General features: G+C 75.5%; 20 protein-coding genes. 8 read left to right on the top strand and 12 right to left on the bottom strand.

Annotation, left to right across the window (positions count from 1 at the left end):
* The first annotated feature begins 416 nt into the window (after positions 1-416).
* Entirely contained in the window at positions 417-1145 is a 729-nt protein-coding gene (locus ACJTNH_RS19235; protein WP_458178605.1) for an AAA family ATPase, read from the top strand.
* 9 nt (positions 1146-1154) lie between these two features.
* Here ACJTNH_RS19235 and ACJTNH_RS19230 read toward each other — a convergent pair whose 3' ends face one another.
* Positions 1155-1637: a MarR family winged helix-turn-helix transcriptional regulator gene (locus ACJTNH_RS19230; protein WP_458178603.1), complete on the bottom strand. Its 483-nt coding sequence runs from the start codon at positions 1635-1637 to the stop codon at positions 1155-1157.
* A 171-nt stretch (positions 1638-1808) separates the two neighbouring features.
* Between ACJTNH_RS19230 and ACJTNH_RS19225 the strand changes: the two genes are divergently transcribed.
* From ACJTNH_RS19225 to mscL, 3 genes are all read left to right on the top strand, one after another.
* A complete protein-coding gene (locus ACJTNH_RS19225; protein WP_458178601.1) occupies positions 1809-2132 on the top strand; it encodes an FmdB family zinc ribbon protein in 324 nt (107 codons plus the stop codon).
* A gap of 107 nt (positions 2133-2239) precedes the next feature.
* Positions 2240-2878, top strand: coding sequence for a Flp pilus assembly protein CpaB (gene cpaB / locus ACJTNH_RS19220; protein ID WP_458178599.1), 639 nt, complete (start codon positions 2240-2242; stop codon positions 2876-2878).
* 46 nt (positions 2879-2924) lie between these two features.
* Positions 2925-3347: a large conductance mechanosensitive channel protein MscL gene (gene mscL / locus ACJTNH_RS19215; protein ID WP_458178597.1), complete on the top strand. Its 423-nt coding sequence runs from the start codon at positions 2925-2927 to the stop codon at positions 3345-3347.
* Positions 3348-3399: 52 nt separating this feature from the next.
* Here the strand turns inward: mscL and ACJTNH_RS19210 are convergent, their stop codons facing one another.
* A complete protein-coding gene (locus ACJTNH_RS19210; RefSeq protein WP_458178595.1) occupies positions 3400-3558 on the bottom strand; it encodes a hypothetical protein in 159 nt (52 codons plus the stop codon).
* 19 nt (positions 3559-3577) lie between these two features.
* Positions 3578-4135: a YbaK/EbsC family protein gene (locus ACJTNH_RS19205; RefSeq protein ID WP_458178594.1), complete on the bottom strand. Its 558-nt coding sequence runs from the start codon at positions 4133-4135 to the stop codon at positions 3578-3580.
* A 153-nt stretch (positions 4136-4288) separates the two neighbouring features.
* Between ACJTNH_RS19205 and ACJTNH_RS19200 the strand changes: the two genes are divergently transcribed.
* The 3 genes from ACJTNH_RS19200 to ACJTNH_RS19190 are packed head-to-tail and all read left to right on the top strand — an operon-like array spanning position 4289 to position 5918.
* On the top strand, positions 4289-4657 hold the full coding sequence (locus ACJTNH_RS19200) for a VOC family protein (RefSeq protein WP_458178592.1): 369 nt from the start codon (positions 4289-4291) through the stop codon (positions 4655-4657).
* Positions 4654-5049: a PaaI family thioesterase gene (locus ACJTNH_RS19195; RefSeq protein WP_458178590.1), complete on the top strand. Its 396-nt coding sequence runs from the start codon at positions 4654-4656 to the stop codon at positions 5047-5049. The genes ACJTNH_RS19200 and ACJTNH_RS19195 overlap by 4 nt, the downstream gene beginning before the upstream one ends.
* Positions 5046-5918: a phosphotransferase family protein gene (locus ACJTNH_RS19190; RefSeq protein ID WP_458178588.1), complete on the top strand. Its 873-nt coding sequence runs from the start codon at positions 5046-5048 to the stop codon at positions 5916-5918. Before ACJTNH_RS19195 ends, ACJTNH_RS19190 begins: the two co-directional genes overlap by 4 nt.
* A gap of 254 nt (positions 5919-6172) precedes the next feature.
* On the opposite strand, the gene ACJTNH_RS19185 is transcribed toward ACJTNH_RS19190, so the two are convergent.
* From ACJTNH_RS19185 to ACJTNH_RS19175, 3 genes are all read right to left on the bottom strand, one after another.
* Entirely contained in the window at positions 6173-7123 is a 951-nt protein-coding gene (locus tag ACJTNH_RS19185) for an MSMEG_6728 family protein (RefSeq protein ID WP_458178586.1), read from the bottom strand.
* A gap of 75 nt (positions 7124-7198) precedes the next feature.
* Positions 7199-7498, bottom strand: coding sequence for a biopolymer transporter Tol (locus ACJTNH_RS19180; RefSeq protein WP_458178584.1), 300 nt, complete (start codon positions 7496-7498; stop codon positions 7199-7201).
* Positions 7495-8340 (bottom strand): NAD-dependent protein deacetylase, encoded by an 846-nt coding sequence (locus ACJTNH_RS19175; RefSeq protein WP_458178582.1) that lies wholly within the window; start codon positions 8338-8340, stop codon positions 7495-7497. Before ACJTNH_RS19175 ends, ACJTNH_RS19180 begins: the two co-directional genes overlap by 4 nt.
* Positions 8341-8498: 158 nt before the next feature.
* On the opposite strand from ACJTNH_RS19175, the gene ACJTNH_RS19170 reads away from it, so the two are divergent.
* Entirely contained in the window at positions 8499-9485 is a 987-nt protein-coding gene (locus tag ACJTNH_RS19170) for an ion channel (protein WP_458178580.1), read from the top strand.
* A 12-nt stretch (positions 9486-9497) separates the two neighbouring features.
* Here the strand turns inward: ACJTNH_RS19170 and ACJTNH_RS19165 are convergent, their stop codons facing one another.
* The 6 genes from ACJTNH_RS19165 to ACJTNH_RS19140 form a co-directional block, all read right to left on the bottom strand.
* Positions 9498-9941: an SRPBCC family protein gene (locus ACJTNH_RS19165; protein ID WP_458178578.1), complete on the bottom strand. Its 444-nt coding sequence runs from the start codon at positions 9939-9941 to the stop codon at positions 9498-9500.
* A gap of 23 nt (positions 9942-9964) precedes the next feature.
* Positions 9965-10330: a hypothetical protein gene (locus tag ACJTNH_RS19160; RefSeq protein ID WP_458178576.1), complete on the bottom strand. Its 366-nt coding sequence runs from the start codon at positions 10328-10330 to the stop codon at positions 9965-9967.
* A 25-nt stretch (positions 10331-10355) separates the two neighbouring features.
* Entirely contained in the window at positions 10356-11201 is an 846-nt protein-coding gene (locus ACJTNH_RS19155) for a sulfotransferase family protein (protein ID WP_458178574.1), read from the bottom strand.
* Between the two features lie 58 nt (positions 11202-11259).
* Entirely contained in the window at positions 11260-11958 is a 699-nt protein-coding gene (locus tag ACJTNH_RS19150; protein WP_458178572.1) for a LuxR C-terminal-related transcriptional regulator, read from the bottom strand.
* 188 nt (positions 11959-12146) lie between these two features.
* The gene (locus ACJTNH_RS19145; RefSeq protein WP_458178570.1) at positions 12147-12629 is read right to left on the bottom strand and encodes an SRPBCC family protein; all 483 of its coding nucleotides are present in this window, start codon (positions 12627-12629) and stop codon (positions 12147-12149) included.
* Positions 12626-12949, bottom strand: coding sequence for an ArsR/SmtB family transcription factor (locus tag ACJTNH_RS19140; RefSeq protein ID WP_458178568.1), 324 nt, complete (start codon positions 12947-12949; stop codon positions 12626-12628). Before ACJTNH_RS19140 ends, ACJTNH_RS19145 begins: the two co-directional genes overlap by 4 nt.
* Positions 12950-12960 lie beyond the last annotated feature (11 nt).

Here is a 12960-nt window from a genome sequence, read left to right as displayed (position 1 = left end):
GCAGCAGCGGACGGACAAGTCCAGATGAAGGCACGAAGCCAGTCACATGAAGGGTCACGCCCACCGCTGCCGGCCATCAGCCCATCACCGAAGGACCGACCCGGCCAGCCTCACAGTCACCTGATCAGCGGCTGTCCCCCCGCACCAGCGTTGGTGCGGGGGGACAGTCGTTGGTGCGGTAGGACGGCGCACCGGCGCGAGACGACTGGGGTCGCCGCAGGGACGGCGTCCGGCGCAGGGACGGCGTCGGGCGCAGGGACGGCGTCCGGCGCGGGGACGGCGGCAGCCTGAGAAGACGGCGGCAGCGCCAAGGCGCGGCGGCGTCGCGAGAGCACGGCGGGCGTCGCGAGAGCGGAGCGGCGTCCGCGGGTGGGGACGGCGGTCGGGTCGTCGTACCGGCGGGCGAGGATGGCCGGGTGGACCAGCGACCGATCCGCCGGGTGAGGCCCGACCGCACCGCACCGCCGCCGTCCGCCGGGCAGCGGGCGCGCTGGCCGCTGACCGTGCCCGCCGTCGCGCAGCTGGTCGACGAGGGGCTCGAGCTGCCCGCAGGTGCGCTGGTGCTCGTCGGGGAGAACGGGTCGGGCAAGTCGACGGTGATGGAGCTGCTCGCGGTCACCCTCGGCCTGAACCCGGAGGGCGGGTCGGCCGGCGCCCGGCACCACACCCGGGCCAGCGAGCCCGAGGCCCTCGGGCTGGTCGTCGAGCGCAGCCCCGGAGCGTCCCGTTGGGGCTACTTCCTCCGGGACGAGACGCTGCACGGCCTGTACAGCTACCTGGAGACGAACCCGAACCCACGTCGTCCGGACCCGGCCTTCCACGAGTTCTCGCACGGCGAGGCGTTCCTCGAGGTGCTCACCGACCGAGCGTCCGGGAAGGGCGTCTACCTGCTCGACGAGCCGGACGCCGCGCTCTCCTTCCGCGGCAGCCTGGCGCTGGTGTCCCACCTCCTCGCCCTGGTCGACCGGGGCGCGCAGGTCGTCGTCGCCACCCACTCCCCCGTCGTCGCCGCGCTGCCCGGCGCGACGCTGCTGGAGGTCGGCGAGTGGGGCATGCGGCCGGCGGTCTGGTCGGAGCTGGAGCTCACCACCAGCTGGCGGCAGTTCCTCGACTCCCCCGAGGCGTTCCTGCGCCACCTGCGCTGACCGGGCGGGTCAGCCGACCTCGGGCACCCGCAGGGTGTGGTCGGGGTCCAGCCGGTCGAGGACGGCGGTCAACGCGTCCCCCAGCACGGCGGTCTGCTCCTCGGTCAGCGCCGCGAACAGCCCCTCCTTGACCGCGGCGACGTGGCCCGGGGCCACTCGCGTCACGACGTCCCAGCCGGCGTCGGTGAGCACGGCCAGGTTGCCGCGCCGGTCCTCGGCGGCCTTCTCCCGCCGTACCCAGCCGCGCTCCTCGAGCCGGGCGACGGTGTGCGAGAGCCGGCTCTGCGACTGGTTGGCGGTGCGGGCCAGGTCGCTCATCCGGCGGCTGCGGTCCGGGGCCTCCGACAACATCGCCAGGACGACGTAGGCGGCGTGGGTGAGGCCGGCGTCCCGCTGCAGCTGGGCGTCCAGGGTGCGCGGCAGCAGCTCGGCAACCGCGAGCCAGGCGCGCCAGGTGCGCTGCTGCTGCTCGTCGAGCCACGGGGAGGACACGGCGGGCAACGGTACCGGCCGGTCATCGGCCCGGCGTCGGCGTGTGACCGGGGGCACGCACCCGCACCGGGTGCCCGGCGTGGACGACCGGTGGGCCCACGGCGCATCATTGGCAGTCGCCGGGGTCGAGTGCCAGCCCGGCTCGGACCGCGACGAGGAGTCTCCAGCACCGTGCCCACCTACCAGTACGTCTGCAGCAACCCCGAGGGCAAGCACGAGTTCGAGGTCGTGCAGTCGTTCACCGACCCGGCCGTGGCCACCTGCCCGGAGTGCGGCGCACCGGTGCGCAAGGTCTACGGGTCGGTCGGCGTGGTGTTCAAGGGCTCGGGCTTCTACCGCACCGACAGCCGCAAGGCCGAGAGCTCGTCCACCGCGCCCGCTGCGTCCAAGGAGTCCGCCGGCTCCGGCAGCAAGGAGTCCTCCTCCAGCAGCTCGTCGACGGCCAGCTCGTCGTCCTCGACGACCTCGTCGTCGAGCAGCACGTCCGCGAGCTGACGGCACGGACGACGGCGGCGTGCTGCCGCCGGTCCACAACCTGACCCGCTGTCCACCGCCTGGTCGGCGCCCAGCTGCTGGGGCCCGGCCGCCGCGACCCTGTCGGCATGCCCCGACGTCGTCGTCCCCGCCCTTCGCTGCGCCTGCTCCGGCAGGGGGCCGCGGCCGGCCTCGCCTGCCTGGCCCTGGTGCTGGCCCTGCGGCCTCCGGCTCCGGCCGCCGGCGCCCCGGTCGCGGGCTCGACGGTGCCGGTGGCCGTCGCGGCGGCTGACCTGCCGGCTGGCCACTCCCTCACCGCCGACGACGTCCGGCCGGCGCAGCTCCCGGCCGACCGCGCGCCGGCCGGCGTCGACGCCGACCCGGCCGCGCTGACCGGGCGGGTGCTGGCCGCGCCGGTGCGGGCCGGCGAGCCGATCACCGACGTCCGGCTGGTCGGTCCTGGGCTCTGGGCGGCAGTCCCCGACGGTCAGGTCGCCGCCCCGGTCAGGCTCGCCGACCTGGCCGTGGCCACCCTCCTGCGCGCCGGCGACCGGGTCGACGTGCTGGCCGCCGCCGGTGAAGCTGCCGCACCCTCGGTCGAGCTGGTCGCCTCCGGCGCCCTCGTGCTGACCGCCCCGGAACCGGGCGGCGAGACGGCGACGGGTGACGCGGGGCTGCTGGTGCTGGCCGTGCCGCCGGACACGGCCGCCGCGCTGGCTGCTGCCGCGGCGACGGGCAGCCTCACCGTTACCCTCGGCCGGCCGTGATCACCGGGCCGCCGGAGGGCGGCCGCACGAGTCGAGGGGTACGGACGTGCTCAAGGGCTTCAAGGACTTCCTGCTGCGGGGGAACGTCATCGACCTGGCGGTGGCGGTCGTCATCGGCGCCGCGTTCACCGCCGTGGTCACCTCGTTCACCGAGTCGTTCCTGCGCCCGCTGATCGGGCTGGTCGGCGGCGGCGGGGTCCAGGGCGGCAGCTTCGAGGTCGACCAGCAGGTGTTCACCTGGGGCGCCTTCGTCAACCAGGTGATCACCTTCGTGCTGACCGCGGCGGTCATCTACTTCGTCGTGGTGCTGCCGATGAAGGCGCTGTTCGAGCGCCGCGAGCGGGGCGAGGAGCCCGGCCCGGTGCTGCCCACCCAGACCGAGCTGCTGATCGAGATCCGCGACCTCCTGCGCGCTCAGCAGGCGCCGGAGCAGCCGACGCCCGAGACGGGAGCCCGTCACCGCGCCTGAGCCGCGAGGTGACGGCCTGGCCCGCCACGTCCAGAGGGTGGCGGCCCGTCCCTCAGTCGCTGCCCCAGTGCGGCGGGCGGTCCTCCAGGTAGCGGCGGTCGTCGTCGTCCGGGTCGGTCAGCCGCTCGCCCCAGCCGACGTCGCTGTCGTCGGGTGCCCGCTCGGGCCGCGGTGGGGTGGGCGCACCGGGGTGCTGTTCGGGCTCTGACACACCGCCGAGGGTAGGCAGCTCAGCCGATCGGCTGGCCGAGCCCCTCGAGCACCTCGGCGCCCGGCAGCCCGGCGAGCACGGCACCGGGGACGGCGAGCTTGCTGCCCCGGGTGCCCGAGCCGATGACGACGAGCTCGCTGGCGGCCACCGCGGCGTCGACCAGCACCGGCCAGGACGCCGGCAGCCCGACCGGGGTGATCCCGCCGTAGGCCATGCCGCTCTCCGCGACGGCGACGTCCTGCGGGGCGAACGAGGCCTTGCGGGCCCCCAGGTGCCGCCGGACCAGTCCGTTGACGTCGGCCCGGGTGGTCGCCAGCACCAGGCAGGCGGCCATCGTCGTCTCCCCCGACCGGCGCGCGGCCACGACCACGCAGTTCGCCGAGGCGGCCAGCGGCACCTGGTAGGCCCCGGTGAAGGCAGCGGTGTCGGCGGCGTCGTCGTCGATCTCGGCGACCCAGGCAGGCCCGGACAGACTCGGCACGGCGGCGGCCACCGGCGGCCCGAGCAGGTCCGGCCGGTCGGCGGCCGGGAGCCAGGAGAGGGTGCCGAGCTGGGGGGCGGGGTCGGGTGCGGCCATGCCGTTGATCGTCCGACACGGCCGGTGCACGCGCCGGGCGGGGGCCGGGAGTGCACGGCTCAGCCGGCCGGCTCACGCCGGCGACCGGCCCCGGCGGGCGCCTGGCGGCGGCCCCGGCGGGCGGTCTGGTGGGCGGCCCGCCACCGGGAGAGGATGGCCGCCATGATCGGTCAGCTGCACTCCGTGGTCATCGACGCCCCCGACGCGCACGCCCTGGCGACCTTCTACGCCGGGCTGCTGGGCATGGAGGTGAAGGGCGAGCCGGGCGACGACTGGGTGGTGGCCACCGGCGCCGGCTACCGGATCGCCTTCCAGCAGGCCCCCGACCTCCAGCCGCCGGACTGGCCCGACCCGAGCCGGCCGCAGCAGTTCCACCTCGACATCCGGGTCGCCGACGTCGACGTCGCCGAGCCGCAGGTGCTCGAGCTCGGCGCCCGCCGGCTGCCCGGTGGCGGCGGGGACTTCCGGGTCTACGCCGACCCGGTCGGTCACCCGTTCTGCCTGGTCTGGGACGCCGCGTGACCCCGGACCTGAGCGCGGCCAGCGCGTTCGTCGCAGCCACCGGCCTGGAGCTGACCGAGGTCACCGGCACCCGGGTCACCGGCCACGCCGAGCTGGGCCCGCAGCACCACACCCCCTGGGGCGTGGTGCACGGCGGCGTCTACTGCTCGATCGTCGAGTCCGCGGCCAGTGTCGGCGCCAGCACCGCGGTGGCCGACCGGGGGCAGTTCAGCGTCGGGGTCTCGAACCAGACCGACTTCCTGCGGCCCGTCACCGCCGGCCGACTGGACGTCGTCGCCGAGCCGGTGCAGCAGGGCAGGACCCTGCAGCTGTGGCTGGTCACCCTCACGCGCGAGGACGGCAAGACCGTCGCCCGCGGGCAGGTGCGGCTGCAGAACGTCTCCCGGGAGTGACCCCGACGGCCGGGCAGGCGGTCGCCGCTGCGGTGGCCGTCGCGCGGCAGCACGGTCTCACCGTCGTCGACCCGGCGCTGCTGTCCTGGGGCGTCAACGCCGTGGTGCACCTGCGCCCGGCGCCGGTGGTGGCCCGGGTGGCGGTGTTCACACCGCTGCTCCGTCCGGAGATCCGCGAGCCGTTCACCCGCGAGGTGGCGCTCGCCGCCGCGCTGACCGCGGCGGGGGCGGCGGTCGTGCCGCCGTCGGACCTGCTGCCACCCGGTCCGCACGACCACGACGGGCTCACCGTGTCGTTCTGGCGACATGTCGACGTGTCGTCAGAACGGCCGACGGCGGAGCAGGCCGGCCGGTCGCTGACCGAGCTGCACGAGGTGCTCGGCACGCTCCCCCCGCTGTGGACCGGCTCGCCGCTGGACCGGCCGCTGGACGACCTCGCGGTCTTCCTCGACCGCGGCACCGAGCTGGGCGCCGACCCGGCGGTGCTGCGGCAGACCGGCGACCTGCTGGCCGCGCTGCGACCACGGCTGACCGGCGAGGAGATGACCCTGCACGGCGACACCCACCCCGGCAACCTGCTGGTCACGAGCGAGGGCCTGCGTTGGACCGACCTCGAGGACACCTCCCGGGGGCCGCGGGGCTGGGACCTGGCCAGCCTGCGCGCCACCGCCCGCCTCGACGGCCGCGCGGCGCTGGACGCGATGCCCGACCCGGTCAGCGACGCGGAGCTCGCACCGTTCGTCTGGTTCCGGCGGCTCTACTCCGGCGCCTGGTGGTCAGTGCACGCGGCGCGGGAACCGGCCGACCTCCCCGCGGCCCGCGCCCAGCTGGCCGCAGCCGTCGCGGAGGTCGGCGCCGGCCTGCGGTGACGCCCCGGTCAGCCCGGCAGCGCGGCGGTCCGGATGAGGTTGCCGCAGGAGTCGTCGGCGCACGAGCCCGGCGGACTCGAGGACGCCGACGTGCTGGGAGACCACCTGCCTGCTCGACCCCGTGCCCTGCCTCGTGGCCAGCCGCTAGCAGAGCTCGAACAGCGTCTGCCCGGCCCGGTCCGTGAGCTCGTCGAGGAGCGCCCTGCGGGTGGGATCGGCGATCGCCGTGACCACGTCACCCACGGGACGAGACGTCAGGCGAGCAGCGACCTGCCCGTCAACGGGTCGCTGCGCCGGAGGCCTGCCGGTACCGCTCCCGGGTCGAGCACGACCCGGAAGAGCGCCCGCGGGTCCTGCAGGGTCGCCGGCGGCCGGGCCGCCGCCCGCGGCACCACCGACTCGAACCGGGCCGGACGGCGGTGCGGCAGCAGCTCCCGGCCGGCGAAGGCGTAGTCGCCCACCACCTCACCCAGCAGCAGACCGGCGCCGTGCTCGATCGGCAGGCCGACCAGGTCGCCGGGGGCCACCTCGTCCAGGAACGTGGACAACTGGCGCAGGTCCTTCGCCGGGCGCCGGCCCGACAGCTCCTTGGACAGCGCCCGCAGCTCGGCCGGTGACTGGCCGGTCGCGTCGACGTCGATGCCGGACTGCGTGCCCAGACCGACCACCCCCGTGGCCAGCGCCGCACCCAGCTCGTTGTGCGCCCGGGGCCGCACCACCCAGACCGGCACGCCCTCCGGCGGAGGCGCCGGCGGGACGTCGTCCGAGCCGGGCCAGAGGTAGGGCAGGTCGTCGGGGTCGCCGGGGAACCGGGCGCGGTAGAAGTCCGGGTCCTTGGCCAGCAGGTTCGACCGGTGCGACAGGTGCAGCGCCTCGTCGCCCACCCAGCTGGGCAGCAGCCCGGCGTCCGCGGCCTCGGCCTGGGTCAGCCCGGCGGCGTCCGGGGCGAACTCGGCGATCAGGGTCTCGGTGGTGTCGGCGAAGCCGCGCTCGCGCCAGACCCGCACCATCGCCAGCGAGTAGACGACCAGGCCGGCGGTGTGCCCGCGCCACATGGTGACCACCGGGTGGTTCGCCCAGCCGTAGTCGGGCAGCTCCAGGGCGCGCAGCACCTGCAGGCACTCGACCCGCTGCTTGCCCAGCCGGGGGTTGTCCAGGAGCCGGGCGGACTCGGTGAAGTCGGCTGCCGGCAGGAACGTCTGCATCGCCCGGCTTCCTGCCCGTACCGACGCGCCGCCAACCGCCCGGCTCCCGCGGGGCCGAAGTCGCGACTTCGGCCCTCAGGTCTCCAGATCGCGGAGTGCGGACTCCCAGCGGTCCCGGCGCTCGGCGTCGTCCTGGTCCCACCAGGCGGGGCCCCGCTCACCGAGGCCGGTCTTGGCCAGCTGCACCCGGGCGCGGGCGGCGGCCACCGCGTCGTCGTCCCCGCGGGAGGTGCGCACCGCCGACCGCGCCACCCCGAGGTGGTGCAGCAGCCGGGCCCGGACGTCGTCGGGCAGGGCCGGGTCGGCGGTCCGCCAGCGCCGTCCGTCGACGACGACCCAGCGGCCGTCGTCGGTGTGCTCGACCTCGCGGCTCATGCCAGCCGGCGGGCCAGCTCGGGCAGCACCGCACCCAGCGGGGCGTCGACCTTGAGCGTGGCCTTGACGTCGCCCCGCGTGGGCCCGGAGTTCACGATGGCGACCGGGATGCCGCGCTTGGCGGCGGCGATGACGAACCGGTAGCCGCTCATCACGGTCAACGAGGAGCCCAGCACCAGCAGCGAGCGGGCCTGCTCGACCAGGGCGAAGCAGCGGTCGACCCGGTCGCGCGGCACGGTCTCGCCGAAGAAGACGACATCGGGCTTGAGCGGGCCGCCGCCGCAGGCCAGGCAGTCGACCATCACGAACCCGTCGAGCTCCTCCTCGGGCAGCTCGACGTCGCCGTCGGGGTTGACCTCGTCGGTGCCCTCGGGCCGGAACCCCGGGTTCACCGCGCGCAGCCGCTGGTCCAGCTCCGCCCGGGAGGCCACGTCGCCGCAGGCCAGGCAGATGGTGCGGTCGAGCCCGCCGTGCAGCTCCAGCACGTCTCGGGCCCCACCGGCCTGGTGCAGCCCGTCGACGTTCTGGGTGATCACCTCACCCACCGCGCCGGTCTCCTGCAGCGCGGCGACGGCCCGGTGGCCGGCGTTGGGCCGGGCGTCGGCGATCTGCCGCCAGCCGACGTAGCTGCGCGCCCAGTAGCGGTGCCGTCCCCGCGGGTCGCGGGTGAAGGTCTGGTACGTCATCGGCGTGTGCCGGCGCAGCGAACCGGTGGCGCCGCGGTAGTCGGGGATGCCGGAGTCGGTGGAGAGCCCCGCGCCGGAGAGCACGAGGGCCCCGCCGTCGGCGAGCAGGCCGGCGAGCTCGGAGAGGCCCTCGACGGTGGGTGTCGCTGCGGTCACTCCCCCATCGTCCCCGCCGGACGGCGGACGTGCCGCGGGCGCGGCCAGCCGGTGTGTAGCCGGCGGCTCGACAGGTCACCTCTCCACGCACACCCGTCCGCACGACCGAGGAGGCCGACCGTCGTCCCGCCCCTCCCCGACCGTCGGCCCGGCCTCCGGTGACCGGGTGGTGGTGGGACGTCCTCGGCCTGGCGGTCGTGGGCTTCGCCGTGGTGGACGAGGTGCGGACGACGCTCGCCGTGGCCAGCGGCCCCGGCCCGCTGACGCAGCTGCTCACCCGCCTCGCCTGGCGGCTGACCCGGCGGCCCGCGGTGGCGGACTCCGCCGTGGTGCGCTTCCTGGGTGGCCCGGGCGTGCTGCTCATCGGGGCGACCCTCGGAGCCTGGTCCACCCTGCTGTGGCTGGGCTGGTCGCTGGTCTTCCTCGGTGGCGACGAGGCGGTGGTCGGCGCCTCCGGCGGCGCGCCGGCCTCGGTCTGGGAGCGGTTCTACTTCGCCGGCTACAACGTCGCGACGCTGGGCAACGGCGGCTACCAGCCGACCGGCGCGGGCTCCCAGCTGGCCACCATGGCCGCCGCGCTCAGCGGGATGCTGCTGATCACCCTGGCGGTCTCCTACCTGACCGGGGTCATCTCCGCGGCGGTCGGCAAGCGGAGCTTCGCCTCCCAGGTGACCGGGTTCGGCGGCACCGGCGGGGAGGTGGCGGCCGGTCTGGCCGTGCCCGGGACGGCGGTGGTCCCCCTGTCGGCACTGTCGGCCGCGCTGAGCACGCTCGCCCAGCAGCACCGCGCCTACCCGCTGCTGCACGCCTACCGCCCGCGGACGCCGGAGCTGGGCACCGCACCGGCCGTCGCCGTGCTGCTGGACGCCACCCTGCTGCTGTCGTCGGCAGCAGACCCGGCCGTCCGGGTGCCGGTGGGGCTGCGCCGCTCGGTCGTCTCCGCGGTGCAGCAGTTCATCGCGCACGCGCCGGTCCACGGGGGCGAGGACGCCCCACCTCCGCCTCAGCTGGACGCCGCCGAGCTCGGCGCACGGGTCGACCCGGCGCTGCTGGCCTCGCTCGCCGCCGAGTGCGCCGAGGTGCGCGAGGAGCTGGCCCGGCGGGTCGCCGCGGCCAGCCACCCGTGGCCCGGCGCGTCGTCCTGAGGCAGGGACGGGTCAGCCGGCGAGCGACTGCTCCAGGCGGGTCAGCATCGCGTCCTGGATGCGGGACAGGCCCTTGGGCGCGAAGGTGCGCTCGAAGAACCCGCCGATCCCGGTGGCACCGGTCCAGGTGGTGCGTGCGCGCACCGTGCTCACCCCGGCGTCGGCGGCCGACACGGTCCAGGTGGTCACCATGGTCGAGTTGGTGTCGGTCTCCACCAGCGCGCCGTCGGGGGTCTCGGTGACGACGACGTCCTGCTCCCGCACCCGCTTGGACGTCGCCTGCAGCCGCCAGTGCACCTTCGTGCCCGCGCCCTGCCCGCCGGCGTCGACCCGGTACTGGCTGTACTGCTCGGGGAGCACCGCGGGACGGGTGGTGGTGTAGTCGGCGAGCGCCGCGCGGACGACGTCCGCCGGTGCCCGCACGACCCGTTCGGTGGTGGCGACGACCTGACCCATGCCGCCCATCCTGCCCGACGGGCTCAGGCGTGCCCCTCCTCGGTGTTGAGGTAGGAGCAACGGAACCGGGCGCCGGCCATCGCCTCGGTGAAGCGGGCCTCCCACGCGGGGTCGTGCGCCGGGAAGGTGTCGAACACCCGCTCCTCGAGCACCTCCGGGCGCCCGTCCAGCCCGGGGCAGCTGCGGCGCAGCAGCACCCGCGTCACCCCGTCGACCTCGTCGTGCGCGGCGCCCCAACGGGCAGCGGCGACCGCCTGCTGCTGCCAGGCCCGCTCGTGCGGCGGCAGTGCCCGGCCGGCCGCGGGGCGCGGCTGGGGCACCGCCACCGCCCAGGCCACGATGCCGGCCAGCAGCAGGAGCAGCAGTACAGCCGCCAGGACGCCGACCATGGTCAGCACGGTAACCCCGGGCGGCTCAGCCGGGCACGGTCTCCGGCAGCTGCACGGCCGCGACCCGCTCCTCGATCCGGCGGCGGGTCTCGGGGTCGAAGGCCCGGGCGAACCGCTCGCGCGGGCGGTACCGGAGCGGGCCGACGTTGTCGCCCTTCCAGTGCTCGAAGTCCTTGATCAGGGCGCGGGCGGCGGCGGCCCGGCCGTCGACCATCGCCGGGCTGTAGTCCAGCCCGACGGCGGCGCAGGCCGACCGCAGTGTGCGCTCGGGGTGCTGCGCCAGCTCGGCGTAGGAGACGACGTGGTGGCCGGGCCGGTCGCGGTGGGCGGCGGTGATCTCGACGCACTCGGTCCACAGCTCCAGGGCCTGGTCGACCGAGTACGTGCTGCCCCACCCGCCGGCGACGGCGCAGAGGCTGGTGACGACGTCGGCGCCGTCCCGGAGGATGTGCAGGAACCGGGCGCCGGGCACCAGCTGCTCGATCAGGTCGATCGCGTAGAGGTTGGCCGGGGTCTTCTCCACCCAGCCGGTGGCGCCCTCGGCGCGGGCCACCGCGTCCGCCGTCGCCACGAACGTCCGCGCCGTGGCGGGCACGGTCGGCGGCGCCGGCCAGGTCAGCTCGGGCCGGCCCAGGAAGCCGGCCACCTGCGGCAGGTCCGCGGCCAGCTCGGGGCTGATCAGCCCCTGCCCGGCCCGCGCGCCACCGGCCTGCAGCCGGTAGAAGAAGTGCGTCTCCGGGGACGAGTGGACGCCCGGGTGCGCGGCCAGGAAGGACTGCAGCAGCGTGGTGCCCGAGCGCGGGCACCCGACCACGAACAACCGCTGCACCTGCACCGGGTCACTGCTGACGGCGGGTGTCGTCGGAGGCACCGGGGCAACCTAACCCCGGCTGGGCGCACCCGCCGTCCGGTCCGGACGGGCTGCTCGGTCAGACGTCGGCCGGGGCCTCGGTGAGCCGGTGGGCGCCGCAGCTGCAGCCGGGGTTGCGGGCCGAGAGCACCAGGGACACCGCGTGCGCCCGGTCGCGGGCGCCCAGCTTGCGCAGGATCGCCTTGACGTGGGACTTCACCGTGTCCTCGGAAATGAAGAGGTTCTTGCCGATCGCTCGGTTGGACTGGCCCTGGATGAGCTCGTCGAGGACGTCGGACTCGCGGCGGGTCAGCGGCACCTCGGGCGTCAGCTCACGCGACACCGGCGCCTCGGAGCCCTCGCCGCGACGGATCTGCGGGTCGACCACGGTGCGGCCGGCGCGAGCCGCCAGCACCGCCCAGCCCAGCAGGGTCGGGGAGGTGTTCATCAGCAGGTAGCCGCGGACGCCGGCGGCCAGGGCCTCGTTGACCACGGCCGGGTCCTCGGAGGTGGCCAGGGCGACGATGGCCAGCTGCGGGAAGCGGCGGCGCAGGTCGCGGCAGGCGTTCAGCGTGGCGGCCCGGCCGGTGCCCAGCTCGACCACGACGGCGTCGGGGCGGGCGGACTCGGCGAGGGTCAGCGCGCGGCGCGGCTCACCGGGGGTGCCCACCGCCTGCATGCCGGCGGTCTCGTTGATCATGCCGATCAGCCCACGGCGCAGGACCGGGGCGTCGGCGAGGATCAGGACGCGGGTGACGCCGCGGGGGGTGCTGGCCATCGGGGTGGACACGTTCGTACTCCGCTCACTGAGGGTCATCGGCTGACAACCAGTAGATCGACCGGGTGAACGGAGTCCTTGAGGACTTTCTGTGCACGACCTGCACGTTCGTCGACGAGCTGCCCCCGGGGGCCGGCGCGCGGCGTCGCTCAGCGTGCGCCGGCCCCCGCCGGGAGACCGCCGTGCGGTCAGTTGCCCGCGGCCAGCAGTGCGGCGAACCGGGCCAGGTACAGCGGCCAGCCGGCGTCGTCGGCGACACCGTCGCTGACCGCCGGCCAGCCCTCGCCGTGCCGGTCGAGGTGCCGGTGCTCCACGGTGACCCGGGTGGCATCCGGCCCCTCCGGGACGAACCGCACCTCGACCTCGCTGGTGCGCTCGGGGTCGGGCTCCACCTGCCACTGCGGGCTGATGTCCCAGCTGAACACCACGCGGTGCGGTGGCTCGTGGACCAGGACGCGGGCCCAGCGGCACTCGCTGCCGTCGTCGGCCCGGTCGATGATCGCGCCGCCGACCCGGGGCTCGAAGACGGTCTCCACGATCGGCGCGCCGAGCAGGTTGTGCTCCGGTGGCTTGAAGTCGCCGAACCGGGTGGTGAACACGGTGAACGCCTGCTCGACCGTCGCGTGCACGACGATCTCGCGGCGGACCACCACGGCAGCTGTCTGGGTCATGGGTTCTCCTCGGTCGGTCGTTCGGCGATCTCCTGGTAGCCGTGCAGGGCTCGCTGCCAGAACGTGTCGAGCTGGTCCCGCAGCGCACCCAGCCCCTCCGGGCTGAGCCGGTAGACCCGGCGGGTGCCGACGGCGCGGTCGGTGACGAGGCCGGCGTCCTTGAGCACCCTCAGGTGCTGGGACACCGCCGGGCGGCTGATCGGCAGTGCGTCGGCGAGCTCACCGACGGCCCGTGGCCGCTCGGCCAGGGACGTCACGATCGCCCGGCGGGTCGGGTCCCCGAGGGCCTCCCACCCGTCACCCGCTCGGTAAGTGGACACGAACGTAAGTT

The sequence above is a fragment of the Modestobacter lacusdianchii genome, assembly GCF_054177765.1.
Note: the sequence above shows the minus strand (reverse complement) of the source record. Positions and strands in the feature narration are given on the sequence as shown.